This window comes from Desulfosporosinus burensis (genome assembly GCF_054657535.1).
The window spans coordinates 1-16963 of record NZ_BAAHYN010000006.1 but is presented as its reverse complement, the minus strand read 5'-3'; the positions used below and the strand labels follow the sequence as shown (position 1 = coordinate 16963).

The following is a 16963-nucleotide window of genomic DNA, read 5'->3' as shown; positions in this document are numbered from 1 at the left end:
TTAGTTAAGTTGCCTTGACTGTTTTAATCAAAAATTACCCGATCCTTTACCGGAGGGAAAATCTCTCGAACCCGTTTAACCTCGGAAGCTTCAACCTCTGCAGTGAGGATAACCTCTTCATCTCCTGCGCCTGCAATGATAACACCCCAAGGATCAACGATAGCACTGTGACCCAAATATTGTTTGCCTTTATTTATACCTGCACAGTTAGCGGAGATTAAATAACATTCATTTTCTAATGCTCTAACCTGATTGAGTGTCCGCCAATGATCCAGACGAGGATATGGCCACGCTGAAGCAATTAGAATAAAATCCACACCTTGATCCAGCATTTTTCGGAACAATTCTGGAAACCTAAGATCGTAACAGGTAGCCAAACCAAACGTTCCATATTCGGTCCCTACCGTTACGACTTGGGATCCCGGTGTAAGAATACGGGCCTCTTCAGAGCCATACCCGAAAAGATGGATCTTCCGATAAGCAGCAATTATTTCCCCTAGGGGATTTAATAGAACACTAGTATTGAACAATTTACCTTGATCTTTTTCTACAAAACTCCCAGTCATAATATAGGCTTGCAGTTCTCTTGCTTTTGCTGCAATTTGTGTTACGGTTTCCCCATTTAAACTTTCACTTTCTGCCTCATAGCTATCGAAATTGAAATACCCTGTCTTCCAGATTTCCGGCATAATAATTAACTGGGAACCTCGACAGGCATCTATTTTTTCCAACATACGCTTTAATCGCTGTTCTTTATTTTCATCATCCTTAATTAGAAATTGTATAGAAGATACTTTCAAGGTTATACCCCCTAAATGAATTTACCGTACGAGATTAACTTGGAACGATCCTCAATCAGTTAGTTTAACAATTAACGAAAATCACCTAAATAACTATGTCCAAGTCCATCTAAAGTAATAGCATCTCTTGGACAAAGGGAAGGGCATAAGCCACACCCATCGCATTTTGTGCGATCAATCTGCGCCTTTTTATCTTCCATAGTGATTGCGCCATAGAAACACCAGTTTACACAGAGTTTACAACCATTACACTTATCCGGATTTACTTCTGAAAGGTAGCGACTCTCTCGATCCACTAAATCCCATGTTTTTAGCTGATTTAAGGTTATTCCCCGCATTTCCGCAATGCTGTTGTATCCCTTGGCCTCCATGAAATTTTCTAACCCTTTAATAAAGTCCTCGATAACACCAAACTGTTTGCTGCCATACATAATCGCTGTACAAGTCTGAACGGTCGAGGCACCCACCATAATTGATTTAACAACATCTTCCCATGTCCAAATCCCATTAGTCGCGGAGATTGGAATGTCTAGAGACTTTGCCACCTTCGCAACCCACTTCAACATAATTGGACGCATCCAGGGACCTCCTACTCCTGCGAATGTAGAATGTAAGAGAGGCCGACCCGTTTCAATATCAATGTCCAAAGCTGGGAATCTATTATGGACGGTAACACCGCTAGCCCCTTCTGCGGCAACTCTTTTCGCGACAAGGACTGGATCCACAGCCTCTGCTGTCAGTTTAATAATCACTGGAATCTTGACTGCATCAACAACGATCTTAGTTACTTGAGCTGCCGCCTCTGGATCGCTCCCTAATTCTTGTCCACTCTTATAACCTAAATCTCGCGGATGGGGACAGCCAAAATTACACTCAATCATATCCGCTCCACAATCTTCCACCATCTTGGCGAGTTTACCCCAATTCTCTAAAGTATCGCCAGATATGCTGCCTATAAAAACGCAATTATGTTCTGCACAGTATTTTTTTGTCTCGATCATCTCTGGCATCCATTCTTCAGGAGTATATGTCGCTAAGAATTCGGCGGAATAATTCGAAAATGCGTGTGGCCAACCTTTCTTATGCAAGACCGTAAACCTTGGTGAAACATATCGATGCAAGGCTTTTTCATAAGTCACTGTTTTAGAAATAAGCCCTCCTGCTCCAGCATCAACACATTTCTTCATGTATTTAGCATCTTTTGTGGGAGTTGCTGAAGCAACAATAATTGGATTCTTAAACTTTTTACCCCATACTTCTACGCTCAAATCAGGTTTCATGTTGACCAACCCTCTCTTTTTTTCTTTTGTGTAGCGACACAATACAATGATATTGCAAATATCGTACCAACTACCTAAGAGCTTATTATCGGGATAATTAGCATGTTTTACTTTCTTCTCGCAATTATCTATTATCATTTTTGATAAAAAGAAATTATTTCTCTTATTATTGAGAATAGTCAGATATTGCTGTTGTAAAAAAAGTAACTGTTTGCAATTAATGCTAACAGTTACTTTTTAATAACGCTTCATTCTTAGTTATTAACACGTAAGTGCGAATCTGGTAATGCAGCCATTAGGTATATTATATGGACCCATATTAATTACTTGCACTTACCCTAAAACGCTCGATTACTTCTCTCGGCATAGGTTTATCTAATAAACTAACTACTACTAAAGTGGCTATATTTGCCATAGAGCCCCAGAATCCACCATGAACAGTCAGCGGATTAGGCCAAATATAGAGAGTTAGATATGTCACTATTAACCCGACTATCAGACCGGCAATGGCTCCTTTGGTACTAGCTTTCTCCCAAAACAATGCTGCAACTAAAGGCGGAGTAAGCTGCATTCCCAGTGACATGGCAATAAATGCCAGCGGTACAATCATTCCTGACCATTTCATACTAATCCACAGAGATATCAAACCTATTAGTAAAATCGTAATTCTGCCAATCAATACAATTTGCTTATCAGTGGCTTTAGGATTGATAAAAGTTTTATAGATATCAATACTGATTACTGAACTAATGGCATGCAAATTGGAATCTGCAGTTGACATACCAGCTGCAATAATCGCGGAAAAGACTAAGCCAATCATAACAGGGGCAGCATATGTGGTCGTTAATTGTAAAAAGAGATTATCTGGGTTGGCAATATTAGGCCACATTATCCTTCCACCTATACCTACCAGTGTTGTAGCAAATAAGTAAGCGAATGATAATAAAATCGGCTGTAAACCACAACTTATTTTGAGGGATTTTAGACCATTCGCTGCATAACAACGCATCCAAAAAGGTGCTCCACCCGGTACCATTCCAAGAGCGATCATCAGGGATGTGGAAAATATGCCAATCCAGGTCAGGTTCCCTAATGCTCCCGGCATGGTCAAATGCTTCGGTATTTCCAGGGCGGCCCTAGCCCACAAATCTGTTGGGCTATTAAACATATAATACGCAGCATAAACGCCACCCGCATACATTCCGGCTATTAAGAGGATTCCTTGGATAACATCTGTCCAGGCCACCGCTTTCATACCACCGGTCATAACGTAGGCTAATATTACAAAAAGAATTATCCAGGCACCAGTAGTAAAAGGAATACTACCATTACTAGCTATTTCAAGGATTTTACTACCACCGATAATTTGAATAGTTACATAAGGAATACAGAAAGCAATATTAACCAAGGCAGTTAAAGCTCTTAAAATCTTAGATTTATAATAGTCATCTAATAAATCTGATGGAGTAATATAACCATTTTTACTTCCCACATACCAAATCCGCTTACCCACATGCCACATCACCAGACTTACTATCAGCGGAGTAGATACAGATACAGTTATCCATGGTATACCTTGTTTAAATAAAGCACCAGCAACTCCCATCATTGCATAGGTACTAAAATATGTCCCGGCAACTGTAAAGGTTAGTGGTAACCAATTCAAACCTCGACCAGCCAGAAAAAAATCTTCTTGAGTGGTTGCTCCTGCATCATTATCAAATTTCATTACAACAATTCCAATAACTAAAGACAATACCATATATGCAATGACAATACCAAATTCAAAAGACATTATTCTCACCTCCATTATTCATTTTCATTCCAAACCTTTAGACTTAGGATTACGATTAAGATGGAACCGACAACTGTCCAAAGCGCTGTCCAAAAGTAGAAAAATGGGACTCCTAGGATCATTGGTTCAATTGAATTGCCGATTAATAAACCTGGTCCGATTAAACAAATATAGCTAATAAATAAGAGAGCGTAAATGACTTTTGACAGACTCATTTCTTTCACCTCCTTGTCCCTGTAATTCAGGCTGATTTGAGAAAACTGGTGTTACTTTGCACGGTTTTAATCAAAGATTACCCGACTTCACCGGAGGGGAAATCTAACAATTATCGAAAATTACCTAAATAACTATGTCCAAGTCCATCCAAAGTAATTGCATCTCTTGGACAAAGGGAAGGACATAAGCCGCACCCATCACATTTACTTCGATCAATCTGCGCCTTTTTGTCTTCTATAGTGATTGCTCCATAGAAACACCAGTTTACACAGAGTTTACAACCGTTACACTTATCCGGATTTACTTCTGAAAGGTAGCGACTCTCTCGATCCACTATATCCCATGTTTTTAGCTGATTTAAGGTTATTCCCCGCATTTCCGCAATGCTGTTGTACCCCTTGGTTTCCATGAAATCTTCTAAGCCTTTAATAAAGTCCTGAATAGCACCAAACTGTTTGCTTCCATACATAATCGCCGTGCAAGTCTGAACGGTCGAGGCCCCCACCATAATTGATTTAACAACATCTTCCCACGTCCAAATTCCATTAGTCGCGGAGATTGGAATGTCTAGAGACTTTGCCACCTTCGCAACCCACTTCAACATAATTGGACGCATCCAGGGACCACCTACTCCTGCGAACGTAGAATGTAAGAGAGGCCGACCTGTTTCAATATCAAGGTCCAAAGCTGGGAACCTATTATGGACGGTAACACCGCTGGCCCCTTCTGCGGCAACTCTTTTCGCGACAAGAACTGGATCCACAGCCTCTGCTGTCAGTTTAATAATCACTGGAATCTTGACTGCATCAACAACGATCTTAGTTACTCGAGCTGCCGCCTCTGGATCGCTCCCTAATTCTTGTCCACTTTTATAACCTAAATCTCGCGGATGGGGACAGCCAAAATTACACTCGATCATATCCGCTCCGCAATCTTCTACCATCTTGGCGAGTTTACCCCAATTCTCTAAAGTATCGCCGGATATGCTGCCTATAAAAACGCAATTATGCTCTGCACAATACTTTTTTGTCTCTACCATTTCAGGCATCCATTCTTCAGGAGTATACGTCGCTAAGAACTCAGCGGAATAATTCGAAAATGCGTGTGGCCAACCTTTCTTATGTAAGACAGTGAACCTTGGTGAAACATATCGGTGCAACGCTTTTTCATAAGTGACTGTTTTAGAAATAAGCCCCCCCGCTCCTGCATCAACACATTTCTTCATGTACTTGGCATCCTTGGTGGGAGTTGCCGAAGCAACAATAATTGGATTCTTAAACTTCTTACCCCATACTTCTACGCTCAAATCAGGTTTCATCTTGATCAATCCTCTCTTTTTACCTATGTGTAATGGCAGATAATATTATGAATTGCAAATATCGTACCAACTACCTAAGAGCTTATTATCGAGATAATTGGCCTATATTGCTTTCTTCTCACAATTATTTTTTATCACTTTTGATAAAAAATCTGACTATTTCTCTTGCTATTGAGAATAGTCAGATTTTTTGTTATTAAAAAAGTAACTGTTGCAATAAATGCTAACAGTTACTTTTTTAATAACGTGCATTCTTAGTTATTTCACGTAAGTGCGAATCTCTAAGGTCATGCAGCCATTGGGTATATTATATGGACCATGAGTCATCTGAGGAGGACGGCACGCATACATACCTTCAATGTATGTCTCTTTCTTTTTAAGATCTGTTAAACTACCTTTTAAAATGTAAACTTCTTCCCAAAAATCATGAATCAGAGTTTCATTTGTTGTCATCCCTGGCGGAAACTTTAAAAGCCTTGTATAGGAGCCAGTCTCGGGATCAAGGCTTAATATCTTCTCAATAATCCCTTCCAACGCTCCCTCGACCTGACTCCAACCAATATTAAGATCATGATCAAAAAATTCCAACTCGGGTTTACCCATTTTTTATCAACCTCCCAATTTATTCAGCTTCGGTGCTGTTTAAATTAGTAGAATGCAAATATGATGCCAAAAGTTAAAACAGCTAAATCGATAAAAAAATAATTAAAAATTATTAACTGATTTCCTTTAATTTCCTGTATAAAGTCGAAATACTTATTCCTAGATACTCTGCTGCCTTTTCTTTTCCGATGGTCGTATTATCAAAACGCTTTAGAGCCTCTTTAATTATTTCCGTTTCTAGGTTTTTCAATTTTGCTTTAGATTGTTTATTAGGTTCTTCAAAAATAACTTTTTTCTTTATTACATCTTCCACTTCGGTCTTCACATTTGCAATGGCGAGAATTCTCTGCGGAAGATGTTCTAACATGATTTTCTGGCCAAATTCACTCATGTTAATAGCATATTCAATAGCATTTTGAAGTTCCCGTACATTACCTGGCCAGCTATACTCTAATAAAGTCGCCATTGTGGTAGCATCCAGTTCCTGTATTGGACGGTCCATTATTGAACCATATTTTTCTAAAAAATAACTTATAAATAGCGGAATGTCTTGTTTTCGTTCTTTCAAAGAGGGAATGAAAATCGGGATGACACTGAGTCGATAATACAGATCACCACGAAACTCGCTTCGTTCTACCATCTCTTCTAGATTCCGATGAGTTGCCGCAATAATCCGTACATTTGTCGTTATGGATTCAACCCCTCCGATACGTTCGATCGAATGATTTTCTAAAACCCGTAAGAGCTTGCTTTGTACGTGTAAGGGCATATCCCCAAGTTCATCTAAAAATAAGGTTCCATCTTCCGCCAACTCAAATTTTCCTGGCTTTCCTCCCCGCTTTGCCCCGGTAAACGCCCCTTCTTCATACCCGAATAGTTCACTTTCTATAAGCGTTTCTGGGATGGCACTACAGTTTATGGCAATAAACGGTCCCTTACGGCGATAACTTGCTCCGTGAACAGCATGGGCAAATAGTTCTTTACCGGTTCCACTCTCGCCACTTATTAATATTGTTGAATCAGTTAAGGCCGCCTTTTGCAGTTTATTCTTAACATGAACAAATTCCTCACTTTGTCCAACTATGTCTTTAAACTCGTATTTACTATAAGTACCTACGAGTTTGGCTGCATACGATTGCACTTCTTTAAGGTTTCGCATCGAAATTGTTGCGCCTTTTATCTCTAATCCTTCTTCAGCATGTATAGGCATAACTGTAGCCAAAAGACGCTTTTTCTTGTATTTAGGATTTTTCTGATAAGTAATTTCGATTTCTGTTTTATTTCGTTTTGCGAGCTCATCTAACGTTAACGAAAAGTTATGGAATATTTTAGTGATGTGTTGATTTAGAGTTTCTTCAGGCGTAATGCCTAAAAGTTCAAGGGCAGATCGATTCAAGTGGATTATTATACCCTTTTCGTTAATCACAATAATTCCTTCATGAATGGAATTCACCACGTTATCGTAGCGTTTAAGTATTATGTTTAATTGATCTTGAACTCGTCGTTCGTTAATCACGCTACCAATCATTTGACACGCTTTGTCTAAAAACTTCCTCATACCCTCTTCGTCGGTTAATAAACGTTTTTTCTGTTTTTCATCGGTTGCAACTAGACAAAAACTACCCAAAACGTCGCTCTCGATCTTTATTGGATATGCTACCACTGCTAAATGAAGACAAGTGCCATAGCGATGACAATCTCTACATTCTTCCGAGCGACCAGGGGCTCGGGTAATAAGTGGATTTCCAGTCACCAAAATTGACCCCGTCAAACTCCTCTCATGATAACGAGTTCCAATTTCATCTTTCGTAACACCTGACCCAGCTAAGATTGTTCTTTCTAGATCGAATACCATAACATCGATTCCTAGGGCGACAGCAATCGCCTCTACGACTTGTTGAACAAATTCTTTTACAGAGGATAATTCTGTCGTCAATGATATCTCCTCCTCGTATAATTAATTTAGTTCCTGCCCCACGAGTCCAAGAAACTAATGGAACGTGGGGTATTTAAATGACCATAGAAAAACTGGAAATTCAGTTAGTATGGTCAACATCAACAAGATGCGCGCAGGATAACGCATACCCCATGCAGCCGTCGTGCCTGTGGGCAGTGTGGACAAGTCAACCCCAAAGCATACTTCAAATTCAACTTGTCCAAAGCCTGTTGGGAAAGCTCTTTTAAGACAGACCCTAAAGTGCTTTTCCACAGGCTGGCACTGTCCACAGGCTCAGGATGAGGAATACTTGATTTTAGGAAGGAGGTGCGGGGGGAAACCCTTTTTAATGACTAACAAATGGCTTTCCCCATTAAAGGCACAAACGCACACTTCCACCAAAAAGATTCCTCAGATTGTTCTATGAGAACAAAAAAGTATTTAATTTTGTTGGGATTCCAGGCAAAATGGTACCGTGAGGTTCGTTCTGGTAAGGCCTTCTCCTCCTTGAGGCTTTGACCTCTTTTTAAGTCTGACTGCCAGCCCACAATTTGAACTTTTAACTCGAAGGTTGCACAGCTTAAAGGGAACTCCTCCGATGGTAGCAGATCGGTTGGATCCAAGGTCTTTTTAAGACAAGTGCTGATTCGGCGAGGTTGTTGACCTGTTGTGGTGCCTGGTCCCAACGTTAATCTTACAAATTCTTCGACTCAGAAAGTGAGGTGATTTTAATTGAGTTTATTTGTCGGTATTGATGTGAGTTCCAGTGATTTTAAAGTGCGAATCTTAGATGAGCGGGGTAATGAACCGGTTAAAAAACTACGGGTTTTGAATGATAAACCTGGTTGTGAGCAAGTTGCCCGATATCTCACTGAAGCCTGCGCTAAAGAGAAAGAAGACCGGCTGGTTATTGGTTTAGAGGCCACTTCCGTGTACAGTTGGCCGTTACAAATGTTCTTAGCGGAAGACCATTGTTTAGCACCTTTACAGCCCCAAATTTATTCCTTTAACCCCAAGGTAGTTGCTAATTTCAAGAAGGCTTATGTGGACCTTCCGAAGAACGATTGGATTGATGCCTGGGTCATTGCCGAACGTTTACGCTTCGGCCGGCTCCCGGAGGGCTCTCAGGTCGATTTCCGCTACTTACCGTTACAACGCCTCACTCGCTTTCGTTGTCATCTGATTGAGATGATCTCCAGAGAGAAAAACTATTTCCTCACTAACTTGTTCTTGAAGTTTAGCACTCTCGCCCAAGGTGCGGTTTTTAGTAATACTTTCGGCGCTACTTCTGAATCCTTGACACTTGAGTTTTTTTCTCCAGAAGAGGTTGCGGCTCGACCGCTTGATGAATTGATTGATTTCCTCATGGAGAAAGGAAGAAGTCATTTCGAGGATCCGGAAGCCAAAGCCAGAGAGTTGAAGGAAGCCGCCCGCAAGGCCCATCGACTACATGGAAGCCTATTGCAACCCATTAACCTTATCCTAGCCACGAGCATCGAAACCATCCACGCTTTAGAGAAGCAGGTAAAGAAAATCGATAAGGCGATCGAAGCAGAAATCAGGCATTTTCCTAATACGCTCATTACCATTCCCGGTATTGGCCCTGTGCTTTCAGCGGGTATTATTGCTGAGATTGGAGACATCCGTCGTTTTCCGAATGAAGGAGCCTTAGCAAAGTTTATTGGGTTAACCTGGCGTTCTCACCAGTCAGGTAATTTTACAGCCGATGACACACCCTTAACCCGAACCGGCAACACCTACTTGCGCAGTTATATCGTCCAGGCTGCTAACTTAGTACGCCAAAAGGAACCAGAGTATAAAGCCTTCTACCAACGTAAATTCTCGGAAAGTAAGACTCACCATCATCGCCGTGCTCTCGTGCTTACTGCACGTAAACTCGTCCGTATGGTTGATGCTCTGCTACGCAGCAACCAAATCTATATGCCACATGGCAATAGGGGGAATGCAAACTAAGCATGAACAAGATAATTAAGATCCCATTTTTGTAACTTTTTCCCATATCATTTTGGGAATGAGATGGTTTCTTATTGCCTTTTTTAACCACTAATTATTAATTTGTTGAAAAATTGACTCGCTTAGGGTCTTGACATATTACCGAAGGACTTAAATGTTAAAAAAACTATTTATTCAAATATTCAGAGTTTGGCGACCAAAACTTCCTTAGAATATATATGCCGTGTGCCATGGTCTTGACCTAAGACTTTAGGAATACCCTAATTATATATTAACTAGCTACTAAATCAACACTCTAGTGCTGATGCCTAATAATTTTAAACTATGTTTAAACTGCGAACTTCCTTCAAAAATTCGGAGGAGAAACAAGCCCTTCTCCATTCCTTTCAATTACTATATGAATATAAAAAAAAGAAGATAACTCAATATTATATTGAATTACCCCTTAGAACAGAATATGGTCATCATAACTTAGTTGAGATTAAACTTCACTACATTCTATTAAAGCTTCGGGAGAAGTATTAGAAAGAGCTTTTTTAATTTTATCCGCAGTCACTGGTAAATCGAAAAATCTATACCCGATTGCGTTAGATATTGCATTCGTAATTGCTGGTGCAGTCGGGATTAAGGAACATTCACCTGCACCGGCAGCTCCGAAAGGTCCATGTTCATGTTTGACTTCTAAATGAATCGATTTTATCTCTGGAACATCACTTAAACGCGGAATATGATAATTTCCGAAGTTTTTAGTCTTATCTGTAATATATTTCTCCTTTAAAGCCATTCCTAAGCCCATCATCACACCGCCTTCCAATTGTCCCTCAACACTTTGGGGATTAATTACGGTTCCCACGTCATGAGCTACAACAATCCGATTCACTTTTACTTCCCCGGTTACCACATTAACCTCAACTACAGCCATTTGAGTTCCAAAAGTATAGGTTTCATAACCGACACCTTGCCCATTTTTATCCAAGGGTGTCACACTTGCAGAGTAATTTCCGTATGCGCGAGGTATCCCTCGTGTATAAAGTTCTGCCAAACCAACAGAAGTTTTCTGATCAAGTGCCGAACTGACTAAACCATTTTCCATAACTAACTCTTCAGTTGGCAGATTTAATAGTTCCGATGCGCATTGCAGCAAACTAGATTTCATTCTTTCTACTGCCATTAATACTGCATTTCCAGTATTGTAGGTTTGTCTACTGGCACAGGTAAAGCCACCATCTGGAGAATCGAAAGTGTCTTTAGAGCTTACTTCAACCATCTGGAAGGGTAGATTCAAAGCTTTTGCAACAAGTTGTGCCATTACAGTATCTAAACCCTGTCCTATATCCGCGGCGGTAGTTACTAATCGAACTTTTCCCATCGGAAGCAATTCTAGGTAAACTTCAGATTGTTCCTTTAGTCCTGTCTTCCCTGGTCCAAACCACATCGAAGCCACCCCAACACCCTTTTTGACAATGTCATTCTTCCCGTGTTTTGCTATTTCTTCGTTCGCGCGCTCGTATTCTGCTTTTAGCAAAGATAGAGTATCAAGATATGCTAATTGATTCTCCAATTCTTGACCTGTAGCAGTATAATCATTTGCACGATAACCATTGATACGACGTATTTCCAAAGGATCGATTCCCAGCATTTTCGCTGCGATATCCATTTGACTTTCCATTGCATAAGCAATTTGCGGAACACCAAATCCCCTCATTGCTCCACTCGGGGGATTATTTGTATAAACTGCTTGACCAAAAATTTTTACGTTAGGAATCCGGTATGGGCCTGTGGAATGTACAACCGCACGAATAACTACTCCTGGTCCGAAGGATAAGTATGCCCCGGTGTCAGCCAAAAACTGAACGTCAATAGCTGTTAGGAAACCCTTATTCGATACCCCAAGGCGATGTTTTATATGGAAAGGATGTCTTTTTGTAGTCGCCAAAAAGGATTCCTCTCGACTATAAACCAGCTTCACGGGCTTTTTAGTAAGAAAGGCTGCAGTTGCCAACAAACCTTGAATAGTAATATCTAATTTCCCGCCAAAACCTCCACCAGTTGTCGTTTGGACAACTCGAATCTTGTCTATTGGGATATTCAAGACCCCTGCCAATTCACTTCGATTGTGCTGTGCATTTTGAGTGCCTACATTAATAACCAATATCCCTGCAGAATCAATATAAGCAACACCTGCTTCTGGTTCAAGGTAAGCATGTTCGTGTGCAGGGGTCGTATATGTATTTTCTATAATTAAATCAGCATTAGCAAAACCTTCTTCGATATCACCTTTAATTAAGGATTGACCAAATGTAACATTCTCGCTATCCGCATGGATTAAATTAATCGTTTCTTTAGCCGCTTCGTTCGCGTCAAAAATTGGTTGTAATCCCTCATAATTAACGATGATCTTATCAGATGCAAGCTGAGCTGCTTTGAGATTCTCCGCAACAACTAAGGCCACTGGATCCCCTTTAAAACGAACTTTTGTTTCGGCCAAAATAGGTTGGTCAGGTCTAAAAATTTTAACGCGGTTTAATCCAGGAATATCCGAAGCAACGTATATTCCCACTACACCTTTAACCTGTTCTGCGATAGTCTTATCAATACTTTTGATAAGTGCATGGTGATAAGGACTTCTAACAACTGCAGCATATAACATATCTTCCATTTTTATGTCATCCGCAAATACTGCTTGCCCAGTTACCTTTTCAGCCCCATCCACTCTTGGTAGACTTTCGCCAAGCACCTCCGTTTTTTGAGATGTGAGATATTCGCTTCCATTTAAATATCCTGATGCCCTTTTTATAGCCTCAATAATTTTAATATAACCAGTACAACGACACAAATTTCCTTGAAATGCTCTAGTTATCTCCGTTTCAGTAGGATTAGGTTTTTGATCAAGTAAGCCTTTTGCGGTTAAAATCATCCCGGGAGTGCAAAAACCACACTGAACTGCACCTGCGTCAATAAAAGCTTGTTGAATAGGATGTAAATTTTCTTTTGTTCCTAATCCTTCAATTGTTGTAACGCTTTTCCCCTCAACGCTCCCAACTAAATAATGGCAAGATTTTACTACGTGTCCGTCTACCAGTACAGCACAAGAACCACATTGCCCTTGACTACAACCCTCTTTAGTTCCCGTTAATTTTAGATCCTCCCGTAAAATTTTAAGCAGTGTCCGCGTAGGATCAGTAATAATCTTTCTTTCCTTGCCATTAACAGAAAATTTTATTTCCTTGCATTCCGTCATTTACGCTTAACTCCTTTTAGAAGCTTTAATTTTATTCCTAGGCCCTTATGAAATCTTCTAACTCTTTTTTAACGAATACTGGCAAAGGCTTGGGCTAGTCAGCCTCATAGATGGATATTTTTATATCGTAAGTGCTTATTGAACCACCATACACATGTAGACATTCGTTCATGCTATTTGAGTACACTATCTCCATAGGCTTGAAATGGAATCCATAAGCTAATCATAGGAATAAAGGTAACTAAGATAACTGCAATCAACGCCAGAAATATAAATGGCACAACTGATCTCGCTAGAGGACTAAAATCTTGTTTAAACACATTCATACCTACAAACAAGTTGAGTCCAAAGGGCGGACTGAACATGCCCAGTGCCCCATTGATAGACATTATGATACCGAGATGAACGTTCGATACTCCGACTTTGTCTGCAATTGGCAAGAACAGAGGTGCCAGTAAAAGAATGAATGGTGCCGCATCCAAAAACATACCCGCGATCACTAGGATCAGGTTCAACATGAGTAATACCAAAATCCTCGAGGTCTCTATGTTACCGATTAATTGATTGAGTAATAACGGCAACTGGCCAACGGTAAACACCCAGGAAAGAACAGCGGCGGCACTGATCAAGATCATAATTTGGGCAGTAATTACTGCTGAATCGATACAAACTTGTAACAAGCTTTTCCAGGTTAATTCCCGATATACAAACAAACCGATGATCATGGCGTAGACGGCAGACACGGTGGCCGATTCTGTAGGGGTAAACACTCCCCCGTAAATCCCACCGATAATGATTATGGGTACCCCTAACGCCCAGGCGGATTCCCGTAAAACATGCCCGACTTCCCTTAAACTAAAGGCTTTTTTCATTCGGATATCGTGTTTACGGGCATACCAATAAGCATACGCCATAAAAAGTAAACCTACCAATATTCCAGGACCAATTCCACCAAGAAACAATGCTCCCACGGAAGCCCCAGTCACGGAACCATAGACAATCATAGTTATACTGGGGGGAATGAGAATGGCTAAGGAAGATGAAGCCGCTACTAGCCCCATGGAAAACCTTTGACTGTAGCCGGCCTCAAGCAGCGCAGGGTAAACCAGAGAGCCAATCGCCACTACTGTCGCCGGAGACGAACCGGACAAGGCGCCAAAAAACATACAAGCTAAAACAGCTGCGATGGCTGTACCCCCGTAGAACCTGCCCATGATCGCATTAGCCAAATCCACAATTCGTTTTGACATACCCCCTTTGCCCATGATATTGGCGGCAAAAATGAAAAAAGGAATCGCCATCAAAGCAAATTTGTTTATACCATTAAACATTTGTTGTACGAAGGCCACATATGGAATGTTTGTATACCACATAGCCAAAATGGCGGGTGCTGCCAAGGCTATGTAAATTGATACGCCGGACAACAGCAATAATCCTAAAGCAACGAACACTAGAGCCAGCATCGTTTCTGCTCCTTTCTTACACGTGACCACTTATCAAATGTTCTAGTTCGTCAACCGTTTGTTCTTTCTTGGACAAAACTTTTAGCAGTGCTTCAATATACTCAAGAATCATATACAAGGCCCCTGCCGGAATAATAGCGTAAATATATTTTATTGGTATCATGGCCGCAGCGCTAATCTGTCCGCTTGCTCCCACCTTTAACATCAGATTCCATCCGATGACCAACATGAAAACGGAAAAAGTCAAACCGACTAGATTGCCAAACACTTTGAAAATCATTTGTCCACGCTGGGGCAACAGCTGCACAAATGCATCCATGCTGACATGAAGTCCTTTCCGCACACATAAACCGCTGCCGAGAAAGGTGATCCAAATCATGGCGAAAGCCGTCACTTCTTCGCCCCAGGACAATGAAAAACCGAACACGTAACGTGTGATCACGTTACCGCACAGCAAGAGAGTTACGCACAGTAATATGAGCCCGATCACCAGACCCACCGCTTTTTCCAATAATCGATTCAGTTTGCTTAGCACAGCAATCCCCCCAAACAATGACAACAGTGGGCGGGCAAAAAACCCGCCCCACTGTTGTCAGGTTATTTTCCGTTCAATTCTTTAATCTGGGCATCGATTTTATTTAAAACTGTTTTGCCTTGATCATCTAAAAGGGTCAACATTTTAGCCCGGGCCGGGTCTTTCACCTTGTCCGCAAAAGCTTGTTTTTCCTGGGGAGTAAGCTTAACGACTTTGCAGGTTTTTTCAAATGCTGGTATATATTCTTCTTTCTCCAAACGGGCTAATTCCTGACGCAGCCAAATCTTGCTGTCATTAGAACCTTTTACAATGGCGGCTTGATATTCTTTGGGCAAACTGTCCCAAAAGTTCTTGTTTATGCCTATCAGCAGAGGCAACCACCCGTGATCGGAAATGGCAATTGTTTTTTGGACTTCATGGAATTTCATTTTAAAGATGGATGACATTGGATTTTCTTGGCCCTCCACCACACCTTGCTGCAAAGCGTTGTAGGTTTCAGCAAAGTTAATTGGAACGGCACTGGCACCTAAAGCCTGATATTGAGCTATTAGCACCGGGTTCTCCATCACTCGAATCTTTTTGCCTTTGTAGTCATCTGGTGTATTGATGGGGAAGTTCCCGCTAAACTGTTTAAAGCCGCTTTCCCATAGATCCACGCCTTTGAGACCTACTTTTTCAAAACCTTTCAGGTACTCCTGGCCTACATCACCGTCCATCACTTTATAAGTTATTTCCCTGTTCGGGAATAAGAAGGGAAGGTCAGTGATTGAAGCTGTTGAATAAAATCCGGTAAGATTTGATGTTGGTAGAAGAAACCCCTGTTGGGTATTCAGCTGAGTTGCCTCAATTTGTGTTCTGGCATCTCCCAATTGGGAGTTAGGGTATAATTCAACTTTTAGATTTCCGTTGGTAGCTTTTTCTACAGCTTCCTTAAATTTTTCCACGGCATGATGCTGTGGAGATACGGCCGGTTCCACGTCACTGAGTTTCATTACGTACTGCTTGTTAGGGGCTGGCGCACCTGATGACGTGGCATCCGTAGAAGGTGAAGTTGCAGCCGGTTGAGTTGTCCCGCAACCTACCGATAATAAGATAATAGTTAGCAACAAAATTAAAATGTTAAAAAACTTACGAGATCTTAGCATTTCTTTCTCCTTTCTTAGTCGTGCTGATTAATTCAGTTTAGTAGATTTCCAGTCCTTTAAGCTCCTCTCCTCCCTAATTAACATTCAATACAGAATATTTGCAATAAATGTGCCAAGTCCTAATATATCTTTTAGGGCTTGGCAAAGGGGAAATAGTATTCTTTTTTCTCAATATATTTGTCAATTATGAAAAGTTTTACTATTTTTAGGAAACTTGCGAAAAACAGGAAGGTCTCTTCAAGGGAGGAGAAGTTGCCATATTTGTGATGTGGGTGATAATCCAGTCAACGCTTTCAGGGATAAGCAATACTTTTTAGCTTTCTATATAAGGTCGAGATACTTATTCCTAGATACTCTGCTGCCTTTTCCTTTCCGATGGTCGTATTATCAAACCGCTCTAGCGCCTCTTTAATTATTTCTGTTTCTAGGTTCTTCAATTTTACTTCTTTAGTTTGTTTACTAGACTCCTTTAAAATAACTGGTTTTATCATTACATCTTCCACTTCGATCTTCAGATTTGCCGTGGCAAGAATTCTCTGCGGAAGATGTTCTAACATAATTTTCTGACCAAATTCGCTCATGTTAATAGCGTATTCAATAGCATTTTGAAGTTCTCGCACATTACCTGGCCAGCTATACTCTAATAAAGTCGCCATA

13 protein-coding genes are annotated in these 16963 nt (G+C 40.8%); 1 reads left to right on the top strand and 12 read right to left on the bottom strand.

All coding sequences use genetic code 11. The features are described from left to right. Nucleotides 1–23: 23 nt before the first annotated feature. The 7 genes from ACYQ3Q_RS11470 to ACYQ3Q_RS11440 all read right to left on the bottom strand — a co-directional run bounded on the left by ACYQ3Q_RS11470 (nt 24) and on the right by ACYQ3Q_RS11440 (nt 7948). Entirely contained in the window at nt 24–800 is a 777-nt protein-coding gene (locus tag ACYQ3Q_RS11470; RefSeq protein WP_459928682.1) for a carbon-nitrogen family hydrolase, read from the bottom strand. 71 nt (nt 801–871) lie between these two features. Further along, nucleotides 872–2080 (bottom strand): tRNA-dihydrouridine synthase, encoded by a 1209-nt coding sequence (locus tag ACYQ3Q_RS11465; RefSeq protein WP_459928681.1) that lies wholly within the window; start codon nt 2078–2080, stop codon nt 872–874. 319 nt (nt 2081–2399) lie between these two features. After that, nucleotides 2400–3875, bottom strand: coding sequence for a sodium:solute symporter family protein (locus ACYQ3Q_RS11460; RefSeq protein WP_459928680.1), 1476 nt, complete (start codon nt 3873–3875; stop codon nt 2400–2402). Nucleotides 3876–3889: 14 nt separating this feature from the next. Continuing rightward, nucleotides 3890–4090, bottom strand: coding sequence for a DUF3311 domain-containing protein (locus ACYQ3Q_RS11455; protein WP_459928679.1), 201 nt, complete (start codon nt 4088–4090; stop codon nt 3890–3892). A 110-nt stretch (nt 4091–4200) separates the two neighbouring features. Continuing rightward, nucleotides 4201–5409 carry a tRNA-dihydrouridine synthase gene (locus ACYQ3Q_RS11450; RefSeq protein ID WP_459928678.1) on the bottom strand — a complete coding sequence of 403 codons (1209 nt, stop codon included), beginning with the start codon at nt 5407–5409 and terminating at the stop codon, nt 4201–4203. 258 nt (nt 5410–5667) lie between these two features. Beyond that, entirely contained in the window at nt 5668–6012 is a 345-nt protein-coding gene (locus ACYQ3Q_RS11445; RefSeq protein WP_459928677.1) for a cupin domain-containing protein, read from the bottom strand. A gap of 112 nt (nt 6013–6124) precedes the next feature. After that, nucleotides 6125–7948, bottom strand: a complete 1824-nt coding sequence (locus ACYQ3Q_RS11440) for a sigma 54-interacting transcriptional regulator (protein ID WP_459928676.1) — start codon at nt 7946–7948, stop codon at nt 6125–6127. Nucleotides 7949–8680: 732 nt separating this feature from the next. Between ACYQ3Q_RS11440 and ACYQ3Q_RS11435 the strand changes: the two genes are divergently transcribed. Then, on the top strand, nt 8681–9922 hold the full coding sequence (locus ACYQ3Q_RS11435; RefSeq protein WP_459928675.1) for an IS110 family RNA-guided transposase: 1242 nt from the start codon (nt 8681–8683) through the stop codon (nt 9920–9922). A gap of 481 nt (nt 9923–10403) precedes the next feature. Here ACYQ3Q_RS11435 and ACYQ3Q_RS11430 read toward each other — a convergent pair whose 3' ends face one another. The 5 genes from ACYQ3Q_RS11430 to ACYQ3Q_RS11410 form a co-directional block, all read right to left on the bottom strand. Further along, a complete protein-coding gene (locus ACYQ3Q_RS11430; protein WP_459928674.1) occupies nt 10404–13163 on the bottom strand; it encodes a molybdopterin-dependent oxidoreductase in 2760 nt (919 codons plus the stop codon). 173 nt (nt 13164–13336) lie between these two features. Then, nucleotides 13337–14626 (bottom strand): TRAP transporter large permease, encoded by a 1290-nt coding sequence (locus ACYQ3Q_RS11425; RefSeq protein ID WP_459928673.1) that lies wholly within the window; start codon nt 14624–14626, stop codon nt 13337–13339. A 16-nt stretch (nt 14627–14642) separates the two neighbouring features. Then, nucleotides 14643–15161: a TRAP transporter small permease gene (locus tag ACYQ3Q_RS11420; RefSeq protein WP_459928672.1), complete on the bottom strand. Its 519-nt coding sequence runs from the start codon at nt 15159–15161 to the stop codon at nt 14643–14645. A gap of 62 nt (nt 15162–15223) precedes the next feature. Continuing rightward, nucleotides 15224–16153: a TRAP transporter substrate-binding protein gene (locus tag ACYQ3Q_RS11415; protein ID WP_459929028.1), complete on the bottom strand. Its 930-nt coding sequence runs from the start codon at nt 16151–16153 to the stop codon at nt 15224–15226. Nucleotides 16154–16599: 446 nt separating this feature from the next. Then, the coding region (locus ACYQ3Q_RS11410) for an AAA-type ATPase lid domain-containing protein (RefSeq protein WP_459928671.1) at nt 16600–16963 on the bottom strand (364 nt) is incomplete at its 5' end.

What these genes read in the sequence shown, in the direction of transcription:
- ACYQ3Q_RS11445 (WP_459928677.1), bottom strand. Translation starts at nt 6,012, where the DNA reads ATGGGTAAACCCGAGTTGGAATTTTTTGATCATGATCTTAATATTGGT.
- ACYQ3Q_RS11425 (WP_459928673.1), bottom strand. Translation starts at nt 14,626, where the DNA reads ATGCTGGCTCTAGTGTTCGTTGCTTTAGGATTATTGCTGTTGTCCGGC.
- ACYQ3Q_RS11455 (WP_459928679.1), bottom strand. Translation starts at nt 4,090, where the DNA reads ATGAGTCTGTCAAAAGTCATTTACGCTCTCTTATTTATTAGCTATATT.
- ACYQ3Q_RS11430 (WP_459928674.1), bottom strand. Translation starts at nt 13,163, where the DNA reads ATGACGGAATGCAAGGAAATAAAATTTTCTGTTAATGGCAAGGAAAGA.
- ACYQ3Q_RS11460 (WP_459928680.1), bottom strand. Translation starts at nt 3,875, where the DNA reads ATGTCTTTTGAATTTGGTATTGTCATTGCATATATGGTATTGTCTTTA.
- ACYQ3Q_RS11465 (WP_459928681.1), bottom strand. Translation starts at nt 2,080, where the DNA reads ATGAAACCTGATTTGAGCGTAGAAGTATGGGGTAAAAAGTTTAAGAAT.
- ACYQ3Q_RS11415 (WP_459929028.1), bottom strand. Translation starts at nt 16,153, where the DNA reads ATGAAACTCAGTGACGTGGAACCGGCCGTATCTCCACAGCATCATGCC.
- ACYQ3Q_RS11450 (WP_459928678.1), bottom strand. Translation starts at nt 5,409, where the DNA reads ATGAAACCTGATTTGAGCGTAGAAGTATGGGGTAAGAAGTTTAAGAAT.